Origin of the sequence: Corynebacterium minutissimum (genome assembly GCF_000805675.1) — a bacterium.
Lineage (GTDB): Bacteria > Actinomycetota > Actinomycetes > Mycobacteriales > Mycobacteriaceae > Corynebacterium > Corynebacterium minutissimum.
In genome coordinates this window covers 1-25564 of sequence record NZ_JSEF01000020.1, presented here as the reverse complement: position 1 = coordinate 25564, position 25564 = coordinate 1, and the positions used below count along the sequence as shown (strand labels likewise).

The 25564-nt window shown below is 59.7% G+C and carries 26 protein-coding genes and 1 tRNA gene; 4 read left to right on the top strand and 23 right to left on the bottom strand.

Annotated features, from left to right (window positions below; translation table 11 throughout):
- Positions 1-32 precede the first annotated feature (32 nt).
- The 8 genes from NX84_RS12030 to ruvC all read right to left on the bottom strand — a co-directional run bounded on the left by NX84_RS12030 (position 33) and on the right by ruvC (position 8093).
- Positions 33-587, bottom strand: coding sequence for an adenine phosphoribosyltransferase (locus NX84_RS12030; protein WP_039676909.1), 555 nt, complete (start codon positions 585-587; stop codon positions 33-35).
- Positions 584-2197 (bottom strand): ABC transporter substrate-binding protein, encoded by a 1614-nt coding sequence (locus tag NX84_RS12025; RefSeq protein ID WP_039676907.1) that lies wholly within the window; start codon positions 2195-2197, stop codon positions 584-586. Before NX84_RS12025 ends, NX84_RS12030 begins: the two co-directional genes overlap by 4 nt.
- 3 nt (positions 2198-2200) lie before the next feature.
- On the bottom strand, positions 2201-3331 hold the full coding sequence (secF, locus tag NX84_RS12020; protein ID WP_039676906.1) for a protein translocase subunit SecF: 1131 nt from the start codon (positions 3329-3331) through the stop codon (positions 2201-2203).
- Between the two features lie 3 nt (positions 3332-3334).
- Complete coding sequence (gene secD, locus NX84_RS12015) at positions 3335-5230, bottom strand: protein translocase subunit SecD (RefSeq protein WP_039676905.1); 1896 nt, start codon at positions 5228-5230, stop codon at positions 3335-3337.
- Positions 5231-5392: 162 nt separating this feature from the next.
- Entirely contained in the window at positions 5393-5725 is a 333-nt protein-coding gene (yajC, locus tag NX84_RS12010) for a preprotein translocase subunit YajC (protein ID WP_039676904.1), read from the bottom strand.
- A 39-nt stretch (positions 5726-5764) separates the two neighbouring features.
- On the bottom strand, positions 5765-6850 hold the full coding sequence (gene ruvB / locus NX84_RS12005; RefSeq protein WP_039676903.1) for a Holliday junction branch migration DNA helicase RuvB: 1086 nt from the start codon (positions 6848-6850) through the stop codon (positions 5765-5767).
- A 13-nt stretch (positions 6851-6863) separates the two neighbouring features.
- Positions 6864-7469 (bottom strand): Holliday junction branch migration protein RuvA, encoded by a 606-nt coding sequence (gene ruvA / locus NX84_RS12000; RefSeq protein ID WP_039676899.1) that lies wholly within the window; start codon positions 7467-7469, stop codon positions 6864-6866.
- A 9-nt stretch (positions 7470-7478) separates the two neighbouring features.
- Positions 7479-8093 carry a crossover junction endodeoxyribonuclease RuvC gene (ruvC, locus tag NX84_RS11995; RefSeq protein ID WP_039676898.1) on the bottom strand — a complete coding sequence of 205 codons (615 nt, stop codon included), beginning with the start codon at positions 8091-8093 and terminating at the stop codon, positions 7479-7481.
- Positions 8094-8197: 104 nt separating this feature from the next.
- Between ruvC and NX84_RS11990 the strand changes: the two genes are divergently transcribed.
- On the top strand, positions 8198-8896 hold the full coding sequence (locus tag NX84_RS11990) for a nitroreductase (protein WP_082013975.1): 699 nt from the start codon (positions 8198-8200) through the stop codon (positions 8894-8896).
- 12 nt (positions 8897-8908) lie between these two features.
- Here NX84_RS11990 and NX84_RS11985 read toward each other — a convergent pair whose 3' ends face one another.
- A complete protein-coding gene (locus NX84_RS11985) occupies positions 8909-9664 on the bottom strand; it encodes a YebC/PmpR family DNA-binding transcriptional regulator (RefSeq protein WP_039676897.1) in 756 nt (251 codons plus the stop codon).
- Between the two features lie 127 nt (positions 9665-9791).
- Positions 9792-10658 carry an acyl-CoA thioesterase gene (locus NX84_RS11980; protein WP_039676896.1) on the bottom strand — a complete coding sequence of 289 codons (867 nt, stop codon included), beginning with the start codon at positions 10656-10658 and terminating at the stop codon, positions 9792-9794.
- Positions 10659-10763: 105 nt separating this feature from the next.
- Between NX84_RS11980 and NX84_RS11975 the strand changes: the two genes are divergently transcribed.
- Both NX84_RS11975 and NX84_RS11970 read left to right on the top strand, forming a co-directional pair.
- Complete coding sequence (locus NX84_RS11975) at positions 10764-11246, top strand: DUF3817 domain-containing protein (protein ID WP_039676917.1); 483 nt, start codon at positions 10764-10766, stop codon at positions 11244-11246.
- Entirely contained in the window at positions 11230-12495 is a 1266-nt protein-coding gene (locus tag NX84_RS11970) for a DUF2029 domain-containing protein (RefSeq protein WP_231913828.1), read from the top strand. The genes NX84_RS11975 and NX84_RS11970 overlap by 17 nt, the downstream gene beginning before the upstream one ends.
- On the opposite strand, the gene NX84_RS11965 is transcribed toward NX84_RS11970, so the two are convergent.
- From NX84_RS11965 to NX84_RS11910, 12 genes are all read right to left on the bottom strand, one after another.
- Positions 12492-12950 carry a hypothetical protein gene (locus tag NX84_RS11965; RefSeq protein ID WP_039676895.1) on the bottom strand — a complete coding sequence of 153 codons (459 nt, stop codon included), beginning with the start codon at positions 12948-12950 and terminating at the stop codon, positions 12492-12494. The genes NX84_RS11970 and NX84_RS11965 overlap by 4 nt on opposite strands.
- On the bottom strand, positions 12951-14069 hold the full coding sequence (locus NX84_RS11960) for a glycosyltransferase family 4 protein (RefSeq protein WP_039676893.1): 1119 nt from the start codon (positions 14067-14069) through the stop codon (positions 12951-12953).
- A gap of 17 nt (positions 14070-14086) precedes the next feature.
- The gene (locus NX84_RS11955) at positions 14087-14992 is read right to left on the bottom strand and encodes a phosphatidylinositol mannoside acyltransferase (protein WP_039676892.1); all 906 of its coding nucleotides are present in this window, start codon (positions 14990-14992) and stop codon (positions 14087-14089) included.
- Between the two features lie 36 nt (positions 14993-15028).
- On the bottom strand, positions 15029-15655 hold the full coding sequence (pgsA, locus tag NX84_RS11950; RefSeq protein WP_039676890.1) for a phosphatidylinositol phosphate synthase: 627 nt from the start codon (positions 15653-15655) through the stop codon (positions 15029-15031).
- Entirely contained in the window at positions 15648-16226 is a 579-nt protein-coding gene (locus NX84_RS11945; RefSeq protein WP_039676888.1) for an ATP adenylyltransferase, read from the bottom strand. The genes pgsA and NX84_RS11945 overlap by 8 nt, the downstream gene beginning before the upstream one ends.
- 66 nt (positions 16227-16292) lie before the next feature.
- On the bottom strand, positions 16293-18356 hold the full coding sequence (gene thrS / locus NX84_RS11940) for a threonine--tRNA ligase (protein ID WP_039676886.1): 2064 nt from the start codon (positions 18354-18356) through the stop codon (positions 16293-16295).
- A 94-nt stretch (positions 18357-18450) separates the two neighbouring features.
- Entirely contained in the window at positions 18451-19722 is a 1272-nt protein-coding gene (locus tag NX84_RS11935) for a Dyp-type peroxidase (RefSeq protein WP_039676885.1), read from the bottom strand.
- A 19-nt stretch (positions 19723-19741) separates the two neighbouring features.
- Positions 19742-20359, bottom strand: a complete 618-nt coding sequence (locus NX84_RS11930) for a copper chaperone PCu(A)C (protein WP_039676883.1) — start codon at positions 20357-20359, stop codon at positions 19742-19744.
- A gap of 76 nt (positions 20360-20435) precedes the next feature.
- A complete protein-coding gene (locus tag NX84_RS11925; RefSeq protein WP_039676880.1) occupies positions 20436-21023 on the bottom strand; it encodes a copper resistance CopC family protein in 588 nt (195 codons plus the stop codon).
- Positions 21024-21222: 199 nt separating this feature from the next.
- Positions 21223-23181, bottom strand: coding sequence for a vWA domain-containing protein (locus NX84_RS11920; protein WP_232235737.1), 1959 nt, complete (start codon positions 23179-23181; stop codon positions 21223-21225).
- Between the two features lie 293 nt (positions 23182-23474).
- On the bottom strand, positions 23475-23681 hold the full coding sequence (locus NX84_RS12855; protein ID WP_345969000.1) for a VOC family protein: 207 nt from the start codon (positions 23679-23681) through the stop codon (positions 23475-23477).
- Positions 23682-24623, bottom strand: coding sequence for an ABC transporter permease (locus NX84_RS11910; RefSeq protein ID WP_039676875.1), 942 nt, complete (start codon positions 24621-24623; stop codon positions 23682-23684).
- A 179-nt stretch (positions 24624-24802) separates the two neighbouring features.
- On the opposite strand from NX84_RS11910, the gene NX84_RS12385 reads away from it, so the two are divergent.
- Entirely contained in the window at positions 24803-25375 is a 573-nt protein-coding gene (locus tag NX84_RS12385) for a TetR/AcrR family transcriptional regulator (protein WP_060920952.1), read from the top strand.
- Positions 25376-25486: 111 nt separating this feature from the next.
- On the opposite strand, the gene NX84_RS11900 is transcribed toward NX84_RS12385, so the two are convergent.
- Positions 25487-25562, bottom strand: a tRNA-Gly gene (locus NX84_RS11900).
- Between the last annotated feature and the right edge of the window lie 2 nt (positions 25563-25564).

Genomic DNA, 25564 nt, shown 5'->3' with positions numbered 1-25564 from the left:
ATGCCTCCGCACAGTAGCTTAGGCATACAAGCTTAGTCCGCCGCCCCCATCTGGTTCAGCACAACCAGGGGTGTTCCTTCGAGGCGTTGGCGCCCCTGCAGTCCATTGACCTCCAGCACGACGACGTTGCCTGCAACCTCTGCCCCGGCTGCTTCAAGAAGCAGCTTGGCGCCGTACAAGGTGCCGCCGGTGGCGAGGACATCGTCGACAAGCACGATGCGCTTGCCCTTAATGTCAATACCACTATTCGGAATCTCCAGGGCAGCTGTCCCGTACTCCAGCTCATATTCCTGAGTGAGCACCGGCGGCGGCAGCTTGCCCTTCTTACGGATGGCCAAGATTCCCATCTCGAGCTTGTAAGCCACGGCAGAACCGAGCAAGAAGCCGCGCGCATCCAATCCGCCGACCATGTCGGCGCCGAGCTCCTTGCAGGCTTCCGCTAAGCCATCGACTACGGCGGTAAAAGACGCAGCATCCGCCAGAACTGGGGTGAGATCCTCAAACAGGATGCCTTCCTCCGGGAAGTCCTGGACCAGGCGAACCTTGTCTTTCAAGGCTTGTGCTGCTGCGGCGTAAATCTCGCTCACGACTCTTCCTTTGCTTCGGTTTCTTGGTTACGGATATCACTCCAGCGGTCGAGATTCCACCCGATGCCGGCAGGGCCAGTGTAGGGCACCACGCCCGTCACAGCGCGGTCAACGATGAAACTCCGAGGCTGAGCTGATACCGGGATCGACGGCAACTCTTCCCAGAGTTGTTGCTCCAACTCGCGCAAGGCACGCGAATTCTTCACGCTGGAGGTTGGGGCCGGGTATTCGCGCAGCGGGTCCACGGGCCCTAAGTAGACGTCGATGCCGGGAAGCCCCGTGGTGGGGTCAGCGGCAAGATCCGCGCGGGTGACACGATCTCCGGAGCGATCCTCGATGGTAATTCCAGAGGGCTCGCACACTGCACGGAGTTCCTCCAGCATGGCCTCGTACCGAGGATTGGGTGCCAGATATCCCACGCCGATGGTGGTCCCTGCCAGACCGCTTGCTACAGCTGGCTCAATGGGCACCCTGCTTATCGACGCCATCTGCGCCGCCACCGGGTCATCGTGCGGTACGGAGCGAACGTGGACCGCGGGAACCTCCACGCCCGACTGCAGGCTGGCTGCATCCGCCAAGCGCTCGGTATCCACGCAGGCAGCAAAGGCCTGGCGTGCCCACGGTTGGGAAAAGAGTCCAGCGTCGGAGAAGGTGAAGGTATCGGTAAGGCTCCCAGCTACCGGGGTGACGTCGAAGGGATTACCTTCGGCATTGCGGTCCAACCAGGACGGTTCCTTGAGGTGAGATTCGGCAACGCGTAGTTCTTCGGACTCGAGAAGCGCGGTGGCGTCGGCAGTGTCGGGCCACACCACGACTTCGTCGAGCTCCGGCTTGTCGCCATAATAGGAGTCATTGGCCTTCAGCACGATGGCGCCTGAGTCTTCGACGCGGTCAATGACATAAGGGCCAAAGGACACCTGCAACTCGCGGTCAAAGTGCCCGGGTTCGGTGGAAAAACCGTCGCGCCAGGTCTGGGCCACCTGCTCGAGCATCGACGGATCCTGTGCATGCAATGCTGCGTTGAGTTCTTCCACACTCATCTGCGAGCGCTGCGCAATGGCATGTGCGGGAAGAACGGTGCCGGGGCCAAAAAGATACCGCCAGCGCGACCCAGAATCAGGGTTGAACCAAACCGTGAATTCCTTTGACTCCGGCGCGCACTCCAGCGCGGCGATATCCCCCACCAAAGGCAGGTGGGATCCGAAGGTCTGGCTGAGCAGGCCCGCGGTATAGGACAACAAGTAATCGTCGCACGTGACCGGAACACCATCAGAGAAGTGCGCCTGATCGGTGATCTTAAAGTCCACATGAGCGCCTGGGTGCTCCGCATCTGCGGAGTAGAACTCAGCGTGGATGAGATCGGAGTTCGGGACCATTTGGCCGGCGGGCCCGGGGACGTACATCGCTGGATATATGCGGCTAGCTAGCTGCGGGGCGCCCATGGCCTCACCCCATGGCGTTGCCGCGTTGGTGCTGGCTAGGCGCGCATCGGTAAGGAGGCCGAAGGAGGGGGGTGGGGGGACGTCGTCAAGCGCTACGTCCCGGCCTTCCCCGCATGCGGAGGCGGTTACTGCTACTGCGAGCAGTGCCGCCCCTAATGAGCGACGCATGGCTTAGCGCCCGGGGCGCCACGAGGCGCCGCCAGACTCCTCGGTACGGGGCTGCGCTGCCGCTGCTGGCGACGCCACGGTCCGAAGAGGTTTCTCCCCGGAAGCGTCAGAGACGCGCGAGCCCTCTGCACGGTATGCTGCGACAGCCTCGTTGTGCTTCTTCACGCTCTTGCGCTTGTTAGCCAAAGTCACCAGCAAGGTCGTCGCAAAGAAGATGGAGGAGAAAATACCCTCGATGACACCGATGAACTGAATCAGCGCGAGGTCGCGCAACGTGCCGATACCCATCAGCCAGATGGCGACGATGAAGAGCGCGATGATGGGCAGTGCGGAAATCACGGACGTCGAAATCGAGCGCATCACCGTTTGGTTAATGGCCAGGTTGGTGAGCTCGGAATAGGTCTTAGAGCGCTGGCCTTCTAGGCCGGTTGTATTCTCGTCCACCTTGTCAAAGACGATGACGGAGTCATAAAGGGAGAAGGTCAGCACGGTCAGCAGACCAATAATGACCGCCGGGGAGACCTCAAAGCCGAAGAGGGCGTAAATACCGGCGATAAAGACACCGTCAAAGATGAGCGCGAGAATGGCGGCAAAAGCCATATCGCGCTGCAGGCGAACGGCTACGTAAATGGTTGCCACGACGAAGAAAACGAGCATAGCGATGATCATGCGCTGGGTAATCGACGAGCCCCAGGATTCCGAGACAGTGGAGGAACCAATGGCATCGGGGCTGGGCGTGCCGTTTTCATCTTCGACCTGGAACTTTTCAAAGATGGCTTGGCGCGCCTGATTCACCTCTTCTGCGGAGAGACGCTCCGAGGTGACCTCGAGGGTTTCGGAGGAACCCGCGCCGACAATCTGCACCAGCTCTGGCTCGATGCCGGTGGCCTCGGTAAAGGTCTCTTCAATCTGCTCGGTGGTGAGGTCGCCTGCCGGCATAGAGAGCTTAGTGCCGCCCTCAAAATCGAGGGAGAGGGTAAAGCCGCGGATGGCAATCGCCAGAATCGAGGCGATGAGAAGAACACCGGCGATGGTGTACCAGGTCTTGGAGCGACCAACGAAATCGAATCCGCCCTCGTCCTCGTAGAGGCGGTCCATGCGGGAAATCTTGCGGGTGGTGGTATCGACAGCCATGGTTTATTTCTCCTCGTCCGTAGCAGTCGCAATGGGCTTGGCGACGCTCCCCTGAGCATCCTCAGCGCTAGCTTCGGCCTTCTCCGTCTTCTTGGCGTAGTAGCCGCGCTCCCGGCGTTCCTCGACCAGGTTGTAGATGCCGCCCAGGCCATTCATGGAGGGCTTCGCATACACCGGGCGGCGGCCGACAATCTGCATAATCGGCGCCATGACCAGGAAGGACACGAGGAGGTCGAAGACGGTGGTCAGACCCATCGTGAAGGCGAAGCCCTTGACCTCACCGATAGCCAGGAAGTAGACCACGACCGCACCGATGAGTGTCACGGCATTACCGGTGACAATCGTCGAGCGCGAACGCTCCCACGCGGTACGGGTAGCGGAACGGAACGTGCGGCCTTCCAGCAACTCATCCTTAATGCGTTCGTAGTAAACCACGAAGGAGTCGGCTGTCGCGCCAATACCGATGACCAGACCAGCCATGCCGGACAAGTCAAGGGAGTAGCCAATCCAGCGACCCAGGAGAACCAGGGCGCCGTAGGTCAGCACGCCCGTAACGACAAGCAGGAAGAGCGATACCCAGGACAGGGCGCGGAAGTAGTAGATGGCGTAGGCAGCAACGAGGATAAAGCCAACGATGCCGGCGATGAGGGCAGCTTCGAGTGCGGCCTTACCCAGTGATGGCGGCACCGTCTCGACCGTTCCGCCGGACTCGCCATTAGCGCCGGTAAAGGACAGCGGCAGCGCACCGTAGCGAAGGTTGTTCGCGAGACTCTGGGCTTCCTCCTGGCTGAAGTCACCAGTAATCGAGGTAGCTGAGCCCACCGGGGTTGGGCCCTGGATAACCGGGGCAGAAATCACAGCGGAGTCCAGAGTGATAGCGACCTGCTTGTGCAGGTTCTCCTGAGTCAGGGTGGCCCAGGTTTGGGAACCGTTGGGACCGGTACCCGTCTTGAAGGCAAAGCCGATCTCCATCTGACCGGTCTGCGGGTTAAGACCACCAGTAATAGGGGCGTCCGTATCAATCTCGTTACCGGTCAGGCGGGTGCCGTTGGGGTCCGTGATGCCGTCGAGAAGCGGGGCGGGGTTCAACAGGTAGGGCTGCTGATTGGAGTAGTCACAGGCCACGAGCGGCTTGGCCGGGTCATCGGTTCCAGCCAGCGGGTCCGTCTCGGCGTCACAGGACATCAGGCCCAGTGCCGCAGTCTGTGCGGTGGGGTCCTCCGACTGACGGTCCTTGAGGAGCACGTCGTTGACCTTTTCGCGGCGCTCGGTCTCCTCGACGGAGTTGGCCGGCTCCGGCAGCGGCTTCTCAGTCACGGTAGGAGCCTTGGACTTCTTATCGTCCTTTTTCTTAGCGTCCTCGCCCTCTGCGGCAGGGTCGTTTGCGGAGTTGAGTGCCTCGTGAATGGATGCCAGCGCCTCATTGGCGTGCTCCGGGGTAGAAATGCCGTACTTGACCCAGCGGTTGGCCATGTCCGTCATCGTCTTCTCCAGCTTCCCCAGGTCTGGCATCGGCTGCTCGCCTACCGTGCGGAAGAGAAGCTGGGAGGTCTGGCCCACTGCCTGGGCCTGGGAAGCATCTTCACCCGGCACGGTAATAACCAGGGTGGAGCCGTTAATAACGACCTCAGAACCAGAAACACCCATGCCGTTTACACGCTGCTCCAAAATGGTGCGCGCTTGCTGCAGCTGCTCTTGGGTTGGTTCCTCACCCTGGGGCACCAGAGTCACTCGGGTACCGCCCTGCAGGTCAATACCCAACTTAGGTGTGGCCGACTTGTTGCCGGTCAAGAAGATGAGGGCATAAATCAGGATGACAATGAGCGCGAAGAGCGCCAGCGCGCGCTTGGGCCATTGTCGTTGGCTGGTGTTGACACCGCCACGTTTCGATGCGGACACAAAGATCTCCTGTGTTGTGAGGAACAGGGCTAAAACTCAAAGGTCATGGCGTCGATGAACGCACCATGACTAAAGCACAGTCCATCATCGTACGTCATGGACTGCTGTTTTCCTTAACAGCCTTAAGGTGAGGCGCCCGCGATGTGACGAGCGCAACTAAATTTAGAGCCTGGGGAAGCGCTCGTCGTTGTCGTCGTCGGCCGTCACATCGGTCTCCGCAACTCCCCCGATGGCATCGGCAGACCGCACAATTGCCATAGTGTCGAAGGTCATGACGGTGCCGTCTTTGACACGCAGATCAATCTGCTCGCCATGCTTCTCGACGACCGTCCCGTGCAGGCCACCTGCCGTAATGACGTTCTGGCCGGGAGTCAGGGAAGACTGCAGCTCCTTCATCTGGTTCTGACGCTTGCGCTGTGCGCGCATGGTCATGAAGCTCGGCAGGATGACGAGGACAGCGAGGACGAGAAGAAGAACTAGTTGAGTACCATTCATAAGTGGCTAGTGTGCCAGAAACCCTGCCTGACGGGCCAATTAGAACAGCCCGCCGCCGAGCGCTCCGTCCGGTGCTTCAAGGCCAAGATGCTGCCACGCCGCTGCGGTGGCAACACGGCCACGTCCGGTGCGGGACACCATGCCAGCGCGCACGAGATAGGGCTCACAGACCTCCTCCACCGTGGATGGTTCCTCACCCACCGCGATAGCCAAGGTATTAACACCGACGGGCCCGCCGCCGTGGCCTTTGATGAGGGCTTCGAGGACGGCGCGGTCGAGCCGATCGAGGCCGCGCTCATCTACATCGAAGACCTTCAGCGCTCCCTGCGCCGCCGCAACATCGATATGACCGTCGCCGTTCACCTCGGCATAGTCACGTACACGACGCAGCAAACGGTTCGCAATGCGCGGGGTACCGCGAGAGCGAGATCCAATCTCCACGGCGGCATCCGGGTCAATATCGACATCGAGGATGGTCGCCGCGCGCGTAATGACCTTGGTCAAATCCGCGGTGTCGTAGTACTCCATCTGTGCGGTAAAGCCGAAACGGTCACGCAACGGGCCGGTGAGCATTCCGGCACGCGTCGTGGCACCTACCAAGGTGAATGGCGGGATCTCCAAAGGAATCGACGTAGCACCGGGGCCTTTACCCACGATGACATCGATGCGAAAATCCTCCATGGCCATGTAGAGCATTTCCTCTGCGGGCCGCGCGATGCGGTGGATCTCGTCGATAAAAAGGACATCGCCTTCCATCAAATTCGACAGCATCGCTGCCAAATCTCCCGCGCGTTCCAGCGCCGGACCAGACGTCATGCGCAAAGACGTACCCAATTCTTGGGCAATAATCATCGCCATGGTCGTCTTCCCCAGACCCGGCGGCCCAGAAAGCAGCACATGGTCCGGGGTTACCCCGCGGTTCTTCGCGCCGTTGAGCACGAGCGAGAGCTGTTCACGCACTTTGGGCTGACCAATGAACTCGTCAAGAGACTTCGGCCGCAGGGAGCGTTCAATGTCGTGCTCTCCCTGCTGCTCCGTCGCATCAACATCTTGGTTGCGCTGCGGTGGGGCAGACAAACTCATCCCGTCAGGGAGCTTGAATTCAGTGCGTTCTACATCAGACATAACAGCCGCTCTCCTACTTCTTCGCGCCCAGCTGGCTCAGCGCTGCACGCAACACAACCGGTGTCGCCGCATCAGGCTGCTCCGCAGCCACGGCCTCCACAACGGGACGTGCGGCCTTGTCGCTAAAGCCAAGGCCCACCAGGGCTTCGACAACATCGTCCACAACGGGTCCGGTGGCTGTGGGGGTGGCCGGTGGGACGTCGGAAAGCGCCGGGGCAAAACCTGACACCTTGTCCTTGAGCTCCAGCACGAGGCGTTGCGCCATGCGCTTGCCCACGCCCGGAATCTTTTGCAAGCGCGCGGACTCCTCCCCCGCAATCGCCTGCGCCAAATCCCCAGCCCCCATCACCGACAAGGCCGCCAGCGCCAGCTTCGGCCCCAGCCCAGACACTGTCTGCAGCACATGGAACATATCGCGATCATCAGTGCTGGTAAAGCCATAGAGTGTCATCGAATCTTCCTTGACCACCAACGTTGTCATCACGTGGGCCTCTTCCCCACGCTGAAGGGTGCCCAACGTCGTCGGCGTAGCCAGCACCTTATAGCCCACACCAGCGCACTCGAGCACGACGTAATCAAGCTGAATATCAAGGACGGTTCCGCGCAGGGACGCAATCATGGCTTTTCCTTACTTCGTAGTGGTTGAGGGCATACGGGAAACAGATGCTGTGCGGGGCGAGGTTCCCCGTACCCCGCTTGTGCGCGCGCCGGCACCTACCCCGGCGCTGGGATCACTGCCATTTACCCACGCCAAAGCCGGCGCGCGCCAACAGTGGCACACCGCTAGCGCCAAAGCATCGGCCGCGTCCGCCGGCTTCGGAGCTTCACTCAGCCCCAGGATACGGGTAATCATGGCAGTCATCTGCTTCTTGTCTGCGCGCCCGTTTCCGGACACTGCCTTCTTCACCTCAGACGGGGTGTACATGTGCACAGGGATGTCTCGCTCGGCCGCCGCCAGGACGAGAACCCCCACTGCATGGGCAGTCTGCATGACGGTGGAGACTTCACCGCGTTCGAATACGCGCTCGAGAGCGACCACCTGTGGCTGGTAGTCATCCATCCACTCTCGCACGGCCACTGACAGGCGCTGGAGACGCTCTCCTAAATCCTTATCGCTGGGCGTGCGCACAACTCCCACGGCAATGGGGATGACCGCGCGCCCGCGCCCTGCTTGGACAACGGACAGACCGCAACGCGTTAGACCTGGGTCAATACCCATAACGCGCAAGCCTTCCAAATTCACCGCGGCCTCCTTAACGTGTGCTACCACGAGCTAGTGTACACACACGTGTTCTACACACTCCACCGCGGTTCGCTCTCATGTTTAGAGCGCGTACAGTGGCCCGCATGTCAACACATGCACAAGAATTGTCAGATTTCATCCGCTCCCGCCACTCCCCGCGCGCGTTCGTGCCGGAGCCCCTCCCAGTTGAGGTCATTGAGCAGGTGCTTATCGACGCCCAATCCGCCCCCTCCAACTCCAACACCCAGCCGTGGAACGTCCACCTCGTCGGTGGCGAGAAACTCAAGGAGTTGAGCGCGGCGCTCATTAAGGAGTTCGATACCAACGGCCTCAACCCAGATTTCACCATTGACTACGGTGAGGGAATTCACCCCCAGCGCTCCCAGCATTTGGCTGCAAAAATGTACGGCCTTATTGGCATCGCACGCGAGGACGCCGAGGGCCGCAAGGAATTCGTCAGGGAAAATCTCCGATTCTTCGGCGCACCCCACACCGCATTACTGTTCATCCCTCCCCTGGGCGACCGCATCCGTGCTTCCTTCGATCAGGGAACTTACGCGGAAAATTTCCTGCTCTCCCTGACCGCACACGGCTACCACGGCGTACCGCAGGGAATGGTGTCGTTGCTCGCGCCCACCGTCCGCGAGTTCCTCGGCGTGGATGAGGACCAGAAGCTAGTCACCGCCATTACCTTCGGTAAGGCCGATGAGACTAGCCCGATCTTCAACACCAATCCGGGCCGCGCACCACTGTCCGAAACCGTGACGGTGCACGGCATCGACGGCCTAGAGTTGAGGAAGTAGTCAGCGCCGAGGTTAATCGGCGTCGAGCTCAGCGAGGACCTCGTCGCTCAAGTCCATGTTCGTGTAGACGTTCTGGACGTCGTCGGAGTCCTCGAGCGCATCGATAAGGCGGAAGATCTTGCGCGCATCGTCTGCCTGCAGCGGGACATCAACGGAGGCGCGGAAGTCGGTATCGGTGTCATCAACCTCGATGTCTGCCTCACCCAGCGCCTCACGCACGGCGGTAATATCGCCGGGGGCGCAGGTGATTTCGAACTTCTCGCCGTTATCATTGACCTCTTCCGCGCCTGCCTCCAGAACGGCGAGGAGGATGTCATCTTCCGTAAGCTCGCCCTTTTCCACGTAGACCAAGCCGATGCGGGAGAACATGTAGGCCACAGAGCCGGATTCGCCCAAGTTGCCGCCGTTCTTCGTCATCGCGGTGCGCACCTCGGTCGCCGCACGGTTGCGGTTATCCGTCAGGCACTCGATGAGCATGGCGACGCCATTCGGGCCGTAGCCCTCATACATAACGTTCTCCCAATCAGCACCGCCGGCCTCTTCGCCAGAGCCGCGCTTGCGGGCGCGCTCGATGTTGTCATTAGGAACAGAGGCCTTCTTGGCCTTCTTGATCATGTCATCAAGGGTCGGATTAGCAGCGGGATCGCCACCGCCGGTGCGTGCCGCCACCTCGATGTTCTTAATCAGCTTGGCAAATTCTTTGCCGCGCTTGGCATCGTTTGCCGCCTTCTTGTGCTTTGTCGTTGCCCATTTGGAGTGGCCTGCCATGTCATCCCTTTCGATGTGCATGTGTGAAACTGGTGCAATTATACGGCCCTGCCGCCGCCAGCATTACTCGGGGTGCCCCAGGCGCCTATACGGTGTTGACCTACCTTTGTCTGCTGACTAGGTCGGCTTAGACGTTTTGCCAATTACCATTGGCGGTTGAGCCGCTAACGTCCTCCCGCATCGTGCGAGTCAGCCCTTCCTGCATGGCTACGGCAACTAATTCGCCGCGTTGGTTGAAAATTTTGCCTTGCGCCAAACCGGTACCGCTCTGTGCCGAAGGAGACGATTGGGAATAGAGCATCCATTCATCCGCACGCACTGGGCGCAGGAACCACAGGGAGTGATCAAGGCTAGCCAGCTGAATGCGATCGCCCTGGTGTGGCAAGAGCGCAGAGCGGATAAGTGTCATATCAGACATGTAGAGCAGTGCAGCCTGATGGAGGGCCTGGGAGGGGGCGTCGGCAAGCGCGGCTCCGGTGTTACGGAACCAAATATTGCGAAATCCGGCGCCCGTGGTTTCCGCAGCAGTGGGGTCACGGTCCTTCTCCGGAACGAGGCGCACGTCCCAGTCCTCCCACTCCTTCAAAATGATGCGGGTGGCATACGGTGACTCCGTAATGGTCTCCGGCGCGGGCACTACCGGCATCGGGTCCTGATGTTCCGGACCAGTGTCTCCACTCTTATGGAAGCTGGCGATGAGAACAAAGATAAGGCGCTCCTCTTGAAAAACGCGCACGTGCCGGGTGGCAAAGGAGCGGCCATCGCGCACCCGCTCGACGTGCAGAGTAGCCGGCTGGCTTGAATCCCCCGGCCCCACGAAGTAGCAGTGCAGCGAATGGGCCAACTTGCCCTCGACGGTGCGCTGCGCCGCGTGAAGTGCCTGCGCCATCGTCTGACCGCCAAAGGTGCGCTCAATGCGGGAAGGCACAATAGGGCTGCGGAAAGTATCCTCACCTACCTGCTCAATATCGACCGCCTGTGCCACCGATGCCATGCTGTCATCCTCCTCAACTGTTGCTTATGGCGCGCACCACACTAACCTCGCCCATCTTACTCACAGGGTTCAGCTCCTTCGACGTTAGTGCGTAGTATGTTCCGCATGACATCAACTACTCCACACAGCGTGCACCGCGTGGCCGCCTACCTCGAGATGTTCACATGGGCACTGCTCATTCTTTCCATGATCCTCAAGTACTCCGGAACCACCGAGGCTCTTACCCCCTTCGCGGGCGGAATCCACGGTTTTGGCTTCCTGTGCTTCTTGCTCATGACCGCCCTGGTGTGGATTAATAACCGCTGGCCGCTCGGCGTTGGCATCCTCGGGTTGGTGGTGACCGTTATTCCGTTCGCTGCACTGCCCTTTGCCGTCTGGGTATCCAAGCGCGGTTTAGTTAATGGACCGTGGCGTTTTGCCGATGATGCGCAACCGCAGGGATTCTTCGACACGATCCTCGCTCAGGCCGTGCGCCATCCAGTGCGCACCGCCATCATTGGCCTCATCGTCGTGGCCATTGTTTTCAGTGTCCTGCTGGTGCTGGGCCCACCCGTCGACGTTGAATCCGCCATTGAAAACAATCGTTAAAGTTCCCGCCGTATGGGCTGGGTGGGCCAATGCCCGCGTCCTACTCATTGCCTTGCTCTTAGGCAATGGCATGCCGGGAGGAGACCTCCACTACTACTTGGAAGGTGTCTACGGCGACGACAGTTCCGCGATGACGGAGTATCCGCAGCCGGGCACGTGGCCGAGCGTCGTGCTGGCATGGCTTACCGGAGATAATGCCGATAACTACCGCGTGGCCTTTACAGTCATGATGCTGCTGGCCGACGCCCTCTTCCTGGCCCTCCTCCTCCGCAACAATGACGGTCGGCGCTCCGTGTTTGCAGCCGCATGGTTCTGGGTTTTCTTCGGCACGGCAGCCGGACATGTCTTTGTGTGGCGCCTTGACTTGTACCCAGCACTCCTCGTTGCTGGCGCAGGCGGACTCCTCGCTACTTATCCACGCATAGCCTCTGCGCTCCTCGCATGGGCTACCACCGTCAAGCTCTGGCCGGGTGTGCTCGCCGCGGGCTTGGTGGGGGCTGCTCGTTCACGAACCACCTGGCAACGCTTAGCCGCGTTCTGTGGAACCATTGTGGGAACATGCCTGGCTGTTGCAGCGCTGACCGGCGTGGATAGGCTTGTGTCTCCCCTGTCCTACCAAGAGGCACGAGGGCTGCAAATCGAATCTCTTGCGGCCACGTGGCACGTTCTTCAGGCGCACCGTCACCCTGGCACGTGGGAGATAGGTTATGCCGCATCCAAAAGCTATGAGATCACCGGCCCTGGTGTCGGCACTACATTAACGCTCAGCACGATCGCCATGGTGTGTGCCCTGGTGTGGATGGTCGCTGTGGCTGCTTCTCATTTACTACGCGGCGGGTGGGATGCTCATTCCACCGTGGTGTTCTTCGTTGCCGCAATTCTTCTGCTCATTGCAACCAATAAGGTCTTCTCACCGCAGTACATCGTGTGGCTTGGCCCCATCCTCGCGGTAGCTATCCGCGCGGAGATTCCCCGGGAAACACCAGAAGAAAAGCGGTTGGCGCCCGACCGAACTGGGCTGCGCACAATCATGGCCATTCTCGCGGTAGCCGCTGCAGCACTGGGGACGTATATCTATCCCTATGGTTATGACTACGTGTGGCTTCACCTGGGAGAGAATCTGCGGCCGGTCTACGCGCTTGTGGTGCGCAACCTGCTGATTCTCAGCATGACTTTGACCGCCCTCATGTGGCATCGCCTTGAGTTCACCGCCGCACGGACTGCGGCGCAGTCAACGCGGGCAGATTAAACGTCGATCTGGCTGAGCTCAAAGAACTCCGGAAGCTTGGCCGTGCCGCCCAAGCGGAGCCACTTCACTGCCGGACGCAGGCGTAGGGCGCGGGTATCGCTGACCGCCTCGTTGTAGAAGCGGTGGGCAAGGTGGATGCGCCCTTCGGCGTCGGCAAGCAAGGCAGGGCGGGTATCAAAGCGCTGCGCAATCGCTGCAGATAGCTCTCGCTCACGTGTCGTGCGCTCATCGAAATGACCCTGGGTCAAGTCCGTGGACTCAGCGCGCGCCGCAAGGTTTTCGAGCTCTGGAGCCAGCGCACTGACCACCGCCGCTCGACGGTCAAGGGTAGCCTCAAGCTGTGCGAGGGCCGCGTCAGTACGGATGTGTAGAGAGTTGAGGCGCTGCGCCGTCAACAGTGCCCACATAGCAATGACGAGCACCAGGCCCAAGACGATGACGAGCTCAATAGCCATCTACTTCACCTGCACCTTCGTTCCATCAGCCACAGTTTCATAGACCTGCATCACGGCTGCGGCAACGTGGTCCCAGTCGTACTCACGAGCGCGCTGCTCGCCTGCCTGAGTCAAGGCCGCTCGCTTGTCAGGACTTTTCACGAGCTCCTCAAGCACTCGCGCGAGGTCCGTAGCGTCCCCGTTGCGGAAAAGCACGCCCGCGGGAGAATCCGATTCGATATTGCACACCGCGGCAAAAGCTTCGAGGTCTGAGGCCACCACGGCACAGCCCGCCGCCATAGCCTCCACGAGCACGATGCCGAAACTCTCCCCTCCTGTATTGGGAGCAACATAGATATCCGCACGCCCAAGGATGGCGGCCTTCTCCGCATCGCTGACGCGTCCGACGAAGTCCACGCCGGGAACACTACGAGGGTGGCCACCTCCCATGACAGTCACGCGCACCTTCTCGGGAAGTAGTGTGAGGGCCTCAAGCAGAATGTCTAAGCCTTTGCGCGGTTCATCGAGGCGCCCCAGGAACACTATTTCCACGGGTTCCTCGCTACCACCTTCGCTTCGCTGTGCATGGTTTTTAGCCAGCGCGCGTTCGCGGGCATAGACCGAGGTATCCACGCCATTCGGGATAAGAACGGGATCGCCACCAAGCTGCTCTACCTGCCAGCGCCGCGCCATCTCCGACACGGCAATTCCACCGCGGATCTTCTCCAAGTACGGGCGAAGCATAGGTTTGGCCAAGGTAAGAACCAGAGAACTCGAGGCGGACGCATGGTAAGTCGCCACGATGGGACCTTGGACCATAGCCAACGCCGCCATGGAGTAGCTCGGCGAATTGGGCTCGTGGATGTGAAGGACGTCGAACTGCCCCTCCCGGATGAAACGCTTGATATTGCGGCCCACCTGCGGGCCGATAGCGAGGCGGGCCACGGATCCGTTGTAGGTAATTGGGATTGCCCAGCCGCCTTTGTGGACAAAGCTAGGCACCTGCGTGCTTGACGCCGCCGGCCCCAACACCTGCACGTCGTGTCCTTGCTCGATGAAGACAGTAGCCAAGTCAAGGATGTGGGCCTGAACTCCGCCCGGCTCGTCAAAAGAGTAGGGACAGACAATACCGATGCGCATGATGGTCCTCCTCTTGCCTACTTCCTGTCTCGTTGCTTCCGGCGACGACGTTTAACGTCCGCGTTCCACTGAGGCTGCAGCATGTGCCAGTCTTCCGGATGCTCACGGATATTCTTGGCAAAGCCATCCGCCATCCGCTGGCAGGTCTCCTGCAGTGTCGTGACTTCTATCTCAGGGCTTACGGAAAGTCCCCAGCCATCGCCCTCAAAAAAGGAATGCACGACATGCAGTGCTGCACCAGTTTCGATGGCCAATTGGGCCGGGCCAGCCGCCACGTTAGCCTCCTCTCCCATGAAATCCACGGTGACGCCGGTGCGGGTAAGGTCCCGTTCAGCCAGAAGGCACACAACACCGCCACGCTCTAAGGTGTCTTTGAGACGCGGGAAAGGTGAGGACGAGGCTCCGGTCAAGGGCAGGACGGTGAAGCCGAGGCTTTCACGGTAGTCCACGAAGGCGTCGAAAAGCGCCTCCGGCTTCAGTCTCTCCGCCACCGTGGTGAAGCCTCCATAGTGGTTCACGCAGAACACACCGGCCATGTCCCAATTTCCCGAGTGTGGCAGAGCAAAGATGACTCCACGGCCGGACGCGATGGACGCATCCGAATACTCTTTGCCCTTCATTCCAGCAAGAAGCTGCCCATGCAAAGACGGGTCCGCGTGGATGGCGGGCAAGCGAAAAGCCTCAAGCCAATAGCGCATGTAGGACCGCATAGAGTCCCGCACCAACTCGCGGGTGACGTTCTCTGGGCCCACGACACGGCTGAGATTCTGGCGCAGCTGTTCCATCCCTGCACCATTGTCACTGGCATAGTCAGCGCCGCGTTCAAACAACCACGCAGCAACCGGCTGTGGAAGATAACGCACAATCTTCCAGCAAGCAATATATGCCGCAGCAGTAAGGTTCTCCCGATTCACACGTACCATGGTGGCTGCTCACTCCTTGGGAATGGGGGTAGGTTTCTACAGGTCCTTCATGAACCGCGATTTGGTGTCCTGGCGTGCTGCCTGACGCATGCGCTGGTAGATAGTGAAAATCGACCCCACGGCCAGCAACCACAACGCAATCTCCAGAGCATAGGGAACGCCGAGTCCCTCGAGGCCCACGCCGCCGAGGCCAAGAATAAGGCGTTCGGGGCGTTCGACAAGACCGCCGACCATCTTAAAACCGGAAGCTTCTCCACGGGCCTTGACATAAGAGATGACCTGGGAGCTGACCAGCACAATCATGCAAGCAGCAAAGTTTAACGGGTGGGCGTGGTCGACGTAGACCATCCAGTAGGCAATGGCGGCGAACAGTGCTCCGTCGGTGATGCGATCACACGAGGCATCCAGCGTCGCACCAAACTTCGATCCGCCCGTGGTCAGGCGCGCCATAGTGCCATCGAGCATGTCGAACGCGGAGAAAAGGCCCGACAGAATAGCGGCAGCAAAGAGGTGATCGAGCGGGATCAAGATAACCGAGATGGCAATGGTGACGATGGTTCCCACCACAGTCACCACGTTCGGGGTCAAGCCCATCTTGAGGAAGAGTTTGGCCACCGGTACCACAACGACGGCGGCGGGCTTGCGCCCATGAACACTAAGCATGTGCTTCTCCTGGAATGAGTCCCTCGGCGGCGAGCTCCGCCCACCCCTGTGCGAGCAGAGAGCGGGTATCTTTGAGGAGCTGAGGCAGCACTTTGACTCCATCCACAATAGTCATGAAATTCGAGTCTCCACTCCAGCGCGGCACAATATGCATATGAAGATGCTGACCCACAGATCCTCCCGAGGCGCGTCCCAGGTTAAACCCAGCATTGACCGCATCAGGACCCGAAACCTTCTTGAGCACCCGAATAGCAGCCTGGGCAAACCGGAAAAGTTCCTGGGACTCTTTTTCGGTCAGGTTCTCTAGCTCAGATTCCTGGCGGTACGGGATGACCATCATGTGGCCTGCGTTGTAGGGATACAGATTAAGCACGCAGTACACCAGCTCACCGCGCGCCACGATGAGCCCTTCTTCATCCGACATCTGCGGAATCTCGACGAAAGGATTTCGAGCGGTCTTGGGCACGTCGCCGGCACCACCCTCCCGCTTGATGTAGCTCATGCGGTACGGCGCCCACAGGCGCTCCAAGCGGTCGGGGGTTCCCAGGCCGGTATCGACGTACTCTTCCACTCTGTGTTTCGTCCTTTCTGTGGGGTCCAGACTCCCCTGCCTGGACGTTGTCGTCTCAGAAACCACTTAGACGCGCTCGGCGATGCTGTCCTTGGTTGGTTGAGCGTTGTTGCGCTCGCGGACCCACGCCTCAATGACCTCCACAGCGGTTGCCACCGGCACACCGTTGACCTGAGTGCCGTCGAGGAAACGGAAGGACACCGCATTGGCTTCAACGTCGCGTTCACCGGCCAAGAGCATGAAAGGAACCTTGCCGGTGGTGTGGTTGCGGATCTTCTTCTGCATACGGTCATCGGAAGTATCCACGTCTGCGCGCAGTCCACGCTTGCGCAGTTCGGCGCAGACCTCCTCCAGGTGTGGGGCGAAGGTATCAGCAACCGGAATGCCAACCACCTGGTGCGGGGCCAGCCAGGCTGGGAAAGCACCAGCGTAGTGCTCAAGAAGCACACCAAAGAAGCGCTCAATAGAACCGAACAGGGCGCGGTGGATCATGATGGGGCGCTGCTTGGTGCCGTCCGACGCCGTGTACTCCAGCTCGAAGCGCTCCGGAAGGTTGAAGTCCAGCTGCACGGTCGACATCTGCCAGGTACGGCCAATGGCATCGCGTGCCTGCACAGAAATCTTCGGACCGTAGAAAGCCGCGCCTGCTGGGTCCGGGACCAAGTCGAGGCCAGACTTCTCCGCTACCGACTGCAGGATCTTCGTGGAGCGCTCCCAGATTTCATCCGAGCCAACGTACTTGTTGGGGTCCTTGGTGGATAGCTCGAGGTAGAAGTCATCCAAGCCGTAGTCCTTGAGCAAGGAGATGATGAACTCCAGCACCTTGGTGAGCTCTTCCTCCAGCTGCTCGGGGGTGCAGTAGATGTGGGAGTCATCCTGGGTAAAACCACGCGCACGGGTCAGGCCGTGGATAACGCCGGACTTCTCGTAGCGGTAAACCGTACCGAACTCAAAGAGGCGCAGCGGCAGCTCACGGTAGGAGCGGCCACGCGAGGCAAAGATGAGGTTGTGCATCGGGCAGTTCATCGGCTTGGCGTAGTAGTCCTGCGGCTGCTTGGTGCAGTTGCCGTCCTCATCCCACTCGCCGTCGAGCTGCATCGGCGGGAACATACCGTCTGCGTAGAAGTCGAGGTGACCAGACTTCTTGAACAGGTCACCCTTGGTCAGGTGCGGGGTGGACACGAAGGAGTAGCCGTCCGCGATGTGGCGGCGGCGGGAGTGCTCTTCCATCTCCATGCGCACGGTCGCACCATTGGGGTGGAAGACCGGGAAGCCGGAGCCAATTTCATCCGGGAAGGAGAACAAATCCAGCTCCGCACCGAGGCGGCGGTGGTCGCGCTTTTCGGCCTCCTCAACCATGGTCTTGTAGGACTCAAGCGCCTCCTTGGATTCGAAGGCGGTGCCGTAGATACGCTGCAGACCAGCCTTAGACTGGTCACCGCGCCAGTAGGCGGCCGAAGAACGCGTCAGAGTAAAAGCGGGAATGTACTTGGTGGTTGGAACGTGCGGTCCACGGCACAGATCAAACCACTCCACCTCACCGGTGCGTGGATTGATGTTGTCGTAGTGGGTCAGATCCCCGGCACCAACCTCGGCGGCCTCATCGGAATCCGGGTCGACATTGCCCTTGTCCTGAACCAGCTCCAGCTTGAAGGGCTCGTTGGCGAGGGCTGCTTCGGCTTCCTCGGTGGTCTCGTACACGCGGCGTTCGAAGCGCTGGCCGCCCTTGATAATTTTCTTCATACGCTTCTCAATCGCCTTGAGGTCCTCGGGGGTGAAGGGCTCAGCGGTCTGGAAGTCGAAGTAAAAGCCATTCTCGATGGCCGGGCCAATGCCCAGCTTGGTGCCGGGGAATTCCGCCTGCACTGCCTGGGCCATGACGTGTCCGCAGGAGTGGCGGATAACAGCGCGGCCGTCCTCTTCGCAGGCGGCTACGGGCGTGAATTCAGCATCGGTCTGCGGGGTGTGGGACAGATCGTAGAGGGTGCCATCAGCACCACGAACAACGACGACTGCTTCGGGGCCCTTGTTGGGCAGGTCATGCTCGCGCATTGCCGCACCCACGGCAGTTCCGGCCGGGACCGTAATCGGCTCGTAGTTGACCGGGACTGCTGGAATCATTTCCGCCATGACTTGTTGCGCTCCTTTTGCGCTCACGCGCCGCTCGACATACCTGGCCGAGCAGCACTCATTGAGAAAGTTACAGCGGCTTAGTCTACCCCCGCTAACTGCGGATCAGCGACTCGCCCCAGAAGGTTTCGCCCTCAGTTCCGGCAGGCACGTAGTACATGGCCGAGCCAATGTGAGTAATCCATTCGTTGAGCCGGTCAGCTTCATCAAGGCGCGCTTGGATAGGTTCGAATTGTTTCGACGGGTCCTTCTGATAGCAGATGAAGATTTGTCCTGCATTACTGAGCTCGCCGCGCGCGGTTGTCTCCGGCGTTGGCGGGAGGTTGTAGTTAAAGGGTCGGCGCAAAATCTTCTGTTCTGGATGGTCGGCCGGTGGATGGGCGCGGGCGACGTGAGAGTTTTCATCAATGGCCTTGAGCCCGAACTCATTGCGGGCATCAAGATCCACTGGGTCAAACTCCTCCTGCGCTCCCAGCGGTGCGCCGGTATCAAGCGTGCGCCCAGTAGCAGTTTCGCGCCCAGCACGGTCGAGTTGTTCCCACGTATCAAGGTTCATGTGGATGCGGCGCACCACCATGGCGCTGCCACCAGCGAAGGTGCCTTCATCAATCCAGACTTGCTCCGCAAAATCGTCGTCCGTACGCGGGTTAACCGTGCCATCCTTTTGTCCGAAGAGATTGCGGGCCGTCGTGCCCTTCGGCGCGGAACCATAGGCGTGGCTAAAGCCCTGCTGTACCCAGGCGACATTTGCGTAGTCTTTACCAGCACGCGTCATGTGTCGGAGCACATAGGCGGCGGTCAGCGGGTCATCGCTGCAAATCTGGAGAACGATGTCAGTCTGTCCCCACTCTGGGCGCAGGTCATCGTGTTCGAAGGCGCGGACATCGCGGAGCCAGCTGGGCTTGGCAACGTCCACCGCATCGAAAAAGCGCTCTCCCCACCCACACGTGACGGTGAGGTTGGCGGGGGTCACAGCAAGTTCGGGTTCGAGGCTGCCGAGTGGGTTTTCCCCTGTACACAATCGGCGCGCGTCTTCGGTCCACAAACGCATCAGGGCCGTTGCTCCACGAGCACCAACATTCTTCCTGAGGTTGAAGCCCACCAGTTCAACGTGTGCTTGAACTGGAGTTTGGATTCCGGCTTGGTGTTTACCATCGAAAGCGACGATGTCACCGCCCATGGTGTCCTCGGCCGCGCTCGGCCCTGTGCTGCCAGCGTCACCTGCTCGCTCTGCGTCTTGCTGACCTGCAGTATCGGAGGTATCAGTATCGGCCTGTGCGCAACTAGCCAGTGCCATTGCACTGGCAGCCACGGCACTTCCGGCAAGCAATCCACGCCGGCTGACAGGTTCCTCGAACCCGCTCATTGTGTCCTTCTCTCTGTGTTTAGTGTTTGTGGTCCATATGGTCACCGTGCTCCATGTCTGCCATGTCGCCATAGTTCTCGTCGCCAGCACCGATGGAACGCACAGGGATGTCGCCGAGTTCGACCGTGGAACCGTCGCCAAGCTCCAGCGTCATCGTCACGTGTTCACCAGCCATAATCGGCTCGGCCACGCCCATCAACATGAAGTGGTAGCTTCCTGGCTCCAGCTTCACAGCCTCGCCGGCAGGAATATTGAAACCGCCGTCCTTTTCCTGCATGACGCCATCGACGACCTCATGAATCTGGTACTGCTTCGCCTCAATGGAAGAGGTAAAACCCACGACCGAGATGTCCTTGTCCGTGGTGTTGTGCAGCGTGCCGAAGATGGCGGTCATGTCAGAGCCTTCTTCCATCGCGCGCACGACGCCATCCTCAAAGGACACAGCTCCCTCGTCGGCATCGTCCGCTTGACTTGAGCCAGCGGACGCCGACTGTTCGGCTGTCGCAGCTGCACTCGAGGCAGCCTCCGTGGTCGCTGCGGTTGAGTCTTCCTCGCTATTCGAGCAACCAGTCAAAGCCAGGCTAGCTGCGGCAAGGGCCGCCACGGAAGCACGAAGGACGGTACGGGATATCAGCATGAAACATGCCTTTCTGTACTAAGGGGATTTCTCCAGGAATTGGGATGTTAAGGCCGCTAGCTCATCGAAAAGTTTCTTAGGAGTCGCCGTTAGCACGACGAGTCTTCGCACCAAATACGAAGACCACAGCCGCCACGACGAGTACAGCGCCTAGGCCAACAATCCACTTGGCAGGACCTGACAGGGCACTTAGCGGCGCAGCAGAATCGTCTGCCTGATTGTCACCGTTCTCTGCCTCGTCGGCATTGCCTGCGGAACTTGCTGTAGCTGCATCGCCAGCACCAGAAGCAACGCTAAACTGCACCGAACCAGGCGTGGGGTGACCATCAGAAGACGTGATACGGAAACCTACCTGGTAGTCGCCAGCACCGGGGTCAATATCCTCGGGAACCTCGATTGTGAGGTTGCGGCCATCAATGGTCGGTTCGGCGTCGAACAGTACTTCGCCTGAGTTCTGGTCAGTGACAGCAAAGGTGTTGAAGGTGTCCTTTGGAATTCCGGAGAACTCCAAAGTGATCTCACGTGGAAACTCTTCAAGTGGAGTGTCACTCACCACGTTGCCGCCGATAACCGAATCGTGGGCCACCGCCATCGGCGCAGAAAAGCCAAGCATGAGGCCTATGGCTCCGGTGGCGAGGGCGGTGGTGACCTGACGCAGCTGCATCGTGTGGACAACTCCTTTGGTCGGATGAAACTTTTGATTGATGTTCCCTCATCCTATCGCTGGGAGGGATACGCTAGCCAATCCTTCCCCCGCGCGGAGTGCGCGAGGTTACCCAGTAGTCGCTGCGACGAGAAAGAAAGTTCCTCGCCCCAGCGAAAGTTGTTGAAAAAGGTTTCATCACGAGCGCTGTCTGCGCGCTTTACCTGCCACGACCTCGGAGAAGAAATACAACGAGGACAATAAGAGCAATCAAGAGAATAACTCCTGCCGCTCCCAAGGCGTAAAGAAGCCCACTCAGCGTCTTGCCAGACTTGTTATCAGCACCTCGGGCCTGGTCCTTCGCCTCTGTCTTGTTTCCGTCCGAGGGCTCCGGCTCTTCAGTCTTATCACTGACCGGCTCATACTTCGGCCCCTGGATAGGCTCACCCAGTACCTTGGAGGTGAGATAATACTTCATGGTGGCACGCTTGTCAGAGGGGTTTTCTTCGCTCTCCCCTGATTCACTACCCTTGTCCAAGGTCACCACGATGTAGTAGTCACCCTCCAACCAATTCGCGTTGCCATAGGAGTTTGCCGCATTAGAACTGAAGCGGTTGCTAAAAGCAGTAGGCCTAGACGCCGAAGCTGAACCTTCGTCCCCCTCATTGGGCCAGATCAAATTCTCGCGCTTCCCTGCTATCTCGCGGATTGGATTGAGGATAGACACATCAAGGCCTGAATACTGAAGAGCCTGTTCATCCGAGATCTCGCCAGCTTTAATTGCGGCAGCCAATTGCTGCCCTTCCTTGATAGGAACCTTATAGACGTGCGCTTCCCCTTGAACAATATCGGTTTCTATGGTCTGGTCGCTGCGAAGCTCCGCGGCATTGTTAAACCAGTTTCCGGGAGCCATCTGTTCGGCACCGATGGCGTTGGCATGGAGTTCACCGTCCAACTCGCTGCTGAGACCGCTCACGAGATCATCCTTGTTGGATACTGGGTCAACGCGGTGAAGCACGATCTCCACGTCAATAGGTTCATCGACCTTGTACTTACCTGCGCGCATCGCGGTCAAGACCAAGTCACCCTGGCAGTTCTCGGAGCCGATTTCGTAGGTATACGCACTAGCGCTAGGCAAAGCATCAGATATGTTTCCAGTGCTCGCACCGTCCCAGTCGGCTGTGCACTCATCTGAGCCTTCGTCACCACCATGGGTACCCGTTGGCGGTTCTGTGCCATCGCCGAAGAACGTCTTCATCTTTAGGCTGTCTGGTGATCCTACCGCTCCTTCTAGAGTCTTATACATCGTCGCCACGTAGCGCTCTCCCGGCTTGACGGGCACAGCCCATGACTCAGCGTGGAAGTCGGTACGGGAATCCTCGCCGCCATTCGGCGGAGCATCCAACTCAGCCCGGAAGATGAAGTCCTCACCGGACTCCCAACGCGGCAGATCCGTCGGCTGTGAGATGTCTTCACTACCTTCAATCTGTTCGACATCGGATTGATAGATGTCCGCAGCACGCCCTGCCGCCTTCTTAATCATCGCCGCCAGCGAGTCCGCATCGGCGGCGTCGAGATATTCGCCACCTGCGGCATCTGCAATACAAGAAAGCTCCTTGCGTGCTTCCTCATCGACGTTGAAGCCAATGGTGTTGATGACCAGGTCGACACCCTGCTCATGGAGTTCCTTGGCCACCTCACATACTGGCGGCGGCGCGCAGGTGTCAATTCCATCAGAAACAAGCACGATAGTGCCGTGCTGGCCACCCAGTTCCTCGGCGGCCTTCTTCAGAGAATCACCAATCGGGGTATAGCCCTTTGCCTGGAGTGCATCGATCGGACCTGTGAACGAATCCCCCACGTCCTTCTTGGGGCCGCTCACGACGTGAATATCGCGGCACCCTTCTTCTTGGTTCTCCGGGGCTTCATCAACTGTTCCGCCATAGGTAACAAGGCCTAAGGGAATCGTGCTCCCGAGTTCAGAGACGAAATTCTTCGTCGCATCCTTAGCAGCCTCAAGGCGGGTCTGCCCACCAGCATCCTGAACGCTCATCGAGCCAGAGGAGTCAAGAACGAGCATCGTCGCTCCACTCTGGGAATCTGCAGCACCTTCATTAGGACGGGCCCCAGAGTTGTCCGCCGGTGCAGCTTCAGAGCTCTGCTCTGAGCTGGGCGTCACTCCCGTGGGATTCTGTGCAAACGCTGGCACTGCCACCACGCTGAGAAACGTGACTAGAAGAAGTGCGAGAATAGCAAAGACCCCGCGTAGCAAGCTCTGCGGGGATGACAATGGTGGAGAAAAGGCTTTCATGATGTCCACTTCCTTGAGACGACAAGAACGTGAGGAACATCATAAGCGGCTATCTAAGAGTTCTCTCGCCGACGGGTAGAGCTCCCCCCCGCACCCAAACCGGGTTGAGCCTGGCGGACACGTTCCCCATCAAGGAAAGAGTGCGGCTGAATGTGATGGGACTACCCTTGCTTGGTCACGTTCCAGCGGAAGCCGAATTTGTCCTCAACTACGCCAAAGTAGTCACCCCACGGCGCGAGGGCGAAGGGCATGACTGCGGTGCCGCCATCCTGAGCAAGCTGGGCGTAAAGAGCCTCGCCCTCCTCCGGGGAGTCCACGTTGGCAGTGAAACCGAGGTCACCGCGGTTGAGGCGGGTTGTAGGAGGCAGTTAGGCGGAGGCCGGTGTCTCGACCGCTGCCTCAGTCTTCGCCTTCGAGCGGTCAAATGCCAGCATGAGCAGGCCGAAGAGGATCCAGCAGCACAGCACGATCCAGGAGCGATTCGCGCCGGCACCGTCGAAGAAGCTCAGCGAGCGAATCAGGAAGCCGGTTGCGCCGATCGGCATCAGTTGGCCGAGCGTGGACCAGCCCGCCGGCAGCATCCACGGCCCGGTGGCCAGGCCGGCCAGGGGGTTCGCCACGAAGATGGTCAGGATCGCACCAATGGCCGCACCCGGCATGCTCATGAGCGCGCCCAGGCCCGCAGTCACCGAGGAGGTCGCGGCGATACCGAGCGTGACAGCCAGCCACTCCATAAACACGCTGCCGGTCAGGGTCCCGTACACGCCGTGCAGCATCCAGACGGCGACAACGGCACCGAGCATCGCCACACCAGCGATCACTGCGGCCTTGGACCACTTCTTGCCGCGCAACAGAACCGTCGCCAAAGCACCCGAGATCACGCCACCGAACGCGAGCGGCAGGCCAAGCATCGCGATGCCCTGCGCCTGCGGATCATCGTTGCTAGTCGGGGCGAGTTCCTTCGTCTCCACAGGCATGCCGCTGGCCTGCATATTCTGCGTCACACCATTGAGCATCTGCACGTACGGCGCACCATTACCGGCTGCAGTGTAGACGGTCGCACCGCCCTGCCCGATCGCGATCGCACCGACCGCTTTCCGATCATGCACCATCGCCTCCGCCTCTTCCGGCGAGCTGACGGTGATGAAGTCTGGGTGCTTCTCCTGCTGCTCAGCCTGAGCAATGAGCTTTTCGACGACAGGCTCCGGCCCCGCCACCGCCACCGGCACTCCTTCCGGGCTGGAGCCAAACATCGGGGCCAGAAAAGCCCAGAGCATTAGACCGATGACGACGGGGATGCCGAGGATCATGGCGAGGGCCTTCTTTGTGGAGCCCTGATTCGCCGTTTCTTGATGTGTCGTTTCTTGCGCGGGTTCGGGGCGCACTACGGGTGTTGACACGTTCTCCTCCAAGTGGAACAGTATGTTTCGCTTTACATAAATGGAGCATAGCGTTCCACTTTTCAGTTGTCAACGGTAAGATGCCATATATGCGAAAAGATGCTGCTGAAAAGCGCAAAGAAATCGTGAAGGTCGCCTCCACGCTCTTTGCTCAGAATGGCCCGGACGTGTCGCTGCGTGTCATCGCCAAGGAGGCGAACGTTGGCGTTGCCACCGCCAGCCGTCACTTCCCCGACAGGGACGACCTCTACCGCGCCGTTCTGGAACACACCACGGAGAAGATGCGCGACGTGGTGAACCATCACCTCCCCCACTTCCCCGACGCCCCTGAATACACCTGGCGAGCCGTGATTAGCGAAATGGTCAGCCTGAACTTCCCCGCCGTCGGTCAAGAAATCCTGCCCAAGATATTGCCCACGCTGACGCAGGAAGACAAGGACGCCGTCTTCTCATTCGTGCAAGCCCTCTACGAGCCTCTCCTTGCACAAGCCAAGAAGTACAAGCTATGCCCCCAAGACCTCGACATCTTGTCGTTCCATTTCGGCATCATCACACTTTCCCGCCCGCTACCTGGACCTGCAGAGAGAGTGTTCAGCGGGAAGCGCGAATGGCTCGTCGACGTATTCATCGACGGGCTGCACGCCCAACGAACGCGGCAGTGAGTGCAAGCGCGGCAACGAGGGTGGGCCTCTCACTGGAATCGAGAACGGGGGCGGCCCTCGGGAGGCGCGGAAAACGTGAAGTACCCCTCCGCACGGGAGGGGTACTCATTGTGGAGCGGATGACGAGACTCGAACTCGCGACCCTCACCTTGGCAAGGTGATGCGCTACCAACTGCGCTACATCCGCAT

Bases quoted from the DNA above. Each gene is read 5' to 3' on its own strand.
- NX84_RS12025 (WP_039676907.1), bottom strand. From the start codon at position 2,197: ATGCGTCGCTCATTAGGGGCGGCACTGCTCGCAGTAGCAGTAACCGCC.
- secF (WP_039676906.1), bottom strand. From the start codon at position 3,331: ATGGCTGTCGATACCACCACCCGCAAGATTTCCCGCATGGACCGCCTC.
- yajC (WP_039676904.1), bottom strand. From the start codon at position 5,725: ATGAATGGTACTCAACTAGTTCTTCTTCTCGTCCTCGCTGTCCTCGTC.
- ruvB (WP_039676903.1), bottom strand. From the start codon at position 6,850: ATGTCTGATGTAGAACGCACTGAATTCAAGCTCCCTGACGGGATGAGT.
- ruvA (WP_039676899.1), bottom strand. From the start codon at position 7,469: ATGATTGCGTCCCTGCGCGGAACCGTCCTTGATATTCAGCTTGATTAC.
- NX84_RS11990 (WP_082013975.1), top strand. From the start codon at position 8,198: ATGTCAACACATGCACAAGAATTGTCAGATTTCATCCGCTCCCGCCAC.
- NX84_RS11985 (WP_039676897.1), bottom strand. From the start codon at position 9,664: ATGGCAGGCCACTCCAAATGGGCAACGACAAAGCACAAGAAGGCGGCA.
- NX84_RS11980 (WP_039676896.1), bottom strand. From the start codon at position 10,658: ATGGCATCGGTGGCACAGGCGGTCGATATTGAGCAGGTAGGTGAGGAT.
- NX84_RS11975 (WP_039676917.1), top strand. From the start codon at position 10,764: ATGACATCAACTACTCCACACAGCGTGCACCGCGTGGCCGCCTACCTC.
- NX84_RS11965 (WP_039676895.1), bottom strand. From the start codon at position 12,950: ATGGCTATTGAGCTCGTCATCGTCTTGGGCCTGGTGCTCGTCATTGCT.
- NX84_RS11960 (WP_039676893.1), bottom strand. From the start codon at position 14,069: ATGCGCATCGGTATTGTCTGTCCCTACTCTTTTGACGAGCCGGGCGGA.
- NX84_RS11955 (WP_039676892.1), bottom strand. From the start codon at position 14,992: ATGGTACGTGTGAATCGGGAGAACCTTACTGCTGCGGCATATATTGCT.
- pgsA (WP_039676890.1), bottom strand. From the start codon at position 15,655: ATGCTTAGTGTTCATGGGCGCAAGCCCGCCGCCGTCGTTGTGGTACCG.
- thrS (WP_039676886.1), bottom strand. From the start codon at position 18,356: ATGGCGGAAATGATTCCAGCAGTCCCGGTCAACTACGAGCCGATTACG.
- NX84_RS11935 (WP_039676885.1), bottom strand. From the start codon at position 19,722: ATGAGCGGGTTCGAGGAACCTGTCAGCCGGCGTGGATTGCTTGCCGGA.
- NX84_RS11930 (WP_039676883.1), bottom strand. From the start codon at position 20,359: ATGCTGATATCCCGTACCGTCCTTCGTGCTTCCGTGGCGGCCCTTGCC.
- NX84_RS11925 (WP_039676880.1), bottom strand. From the start codon at position 21,023: ATGCAGCTGCGTCAGGTCACCACCGCCCTCGCCACCGGAGCCATAGGC.
- NX84_RS11910 (WP_039676875.1), bottom strand. From the start codon at position 24,623: ATGATCCTCGGCATCCCCGTCGTCATCGGTCTAATGCTCTGGGCTTTT.
- NX84_RS12385 (WP_060920952.1), top strand. From the start codon at position 24,803: ATGCGAAAAGATGCTGCTGAAAAGCGCAAAGAAATCGTGAAGGTCGCC.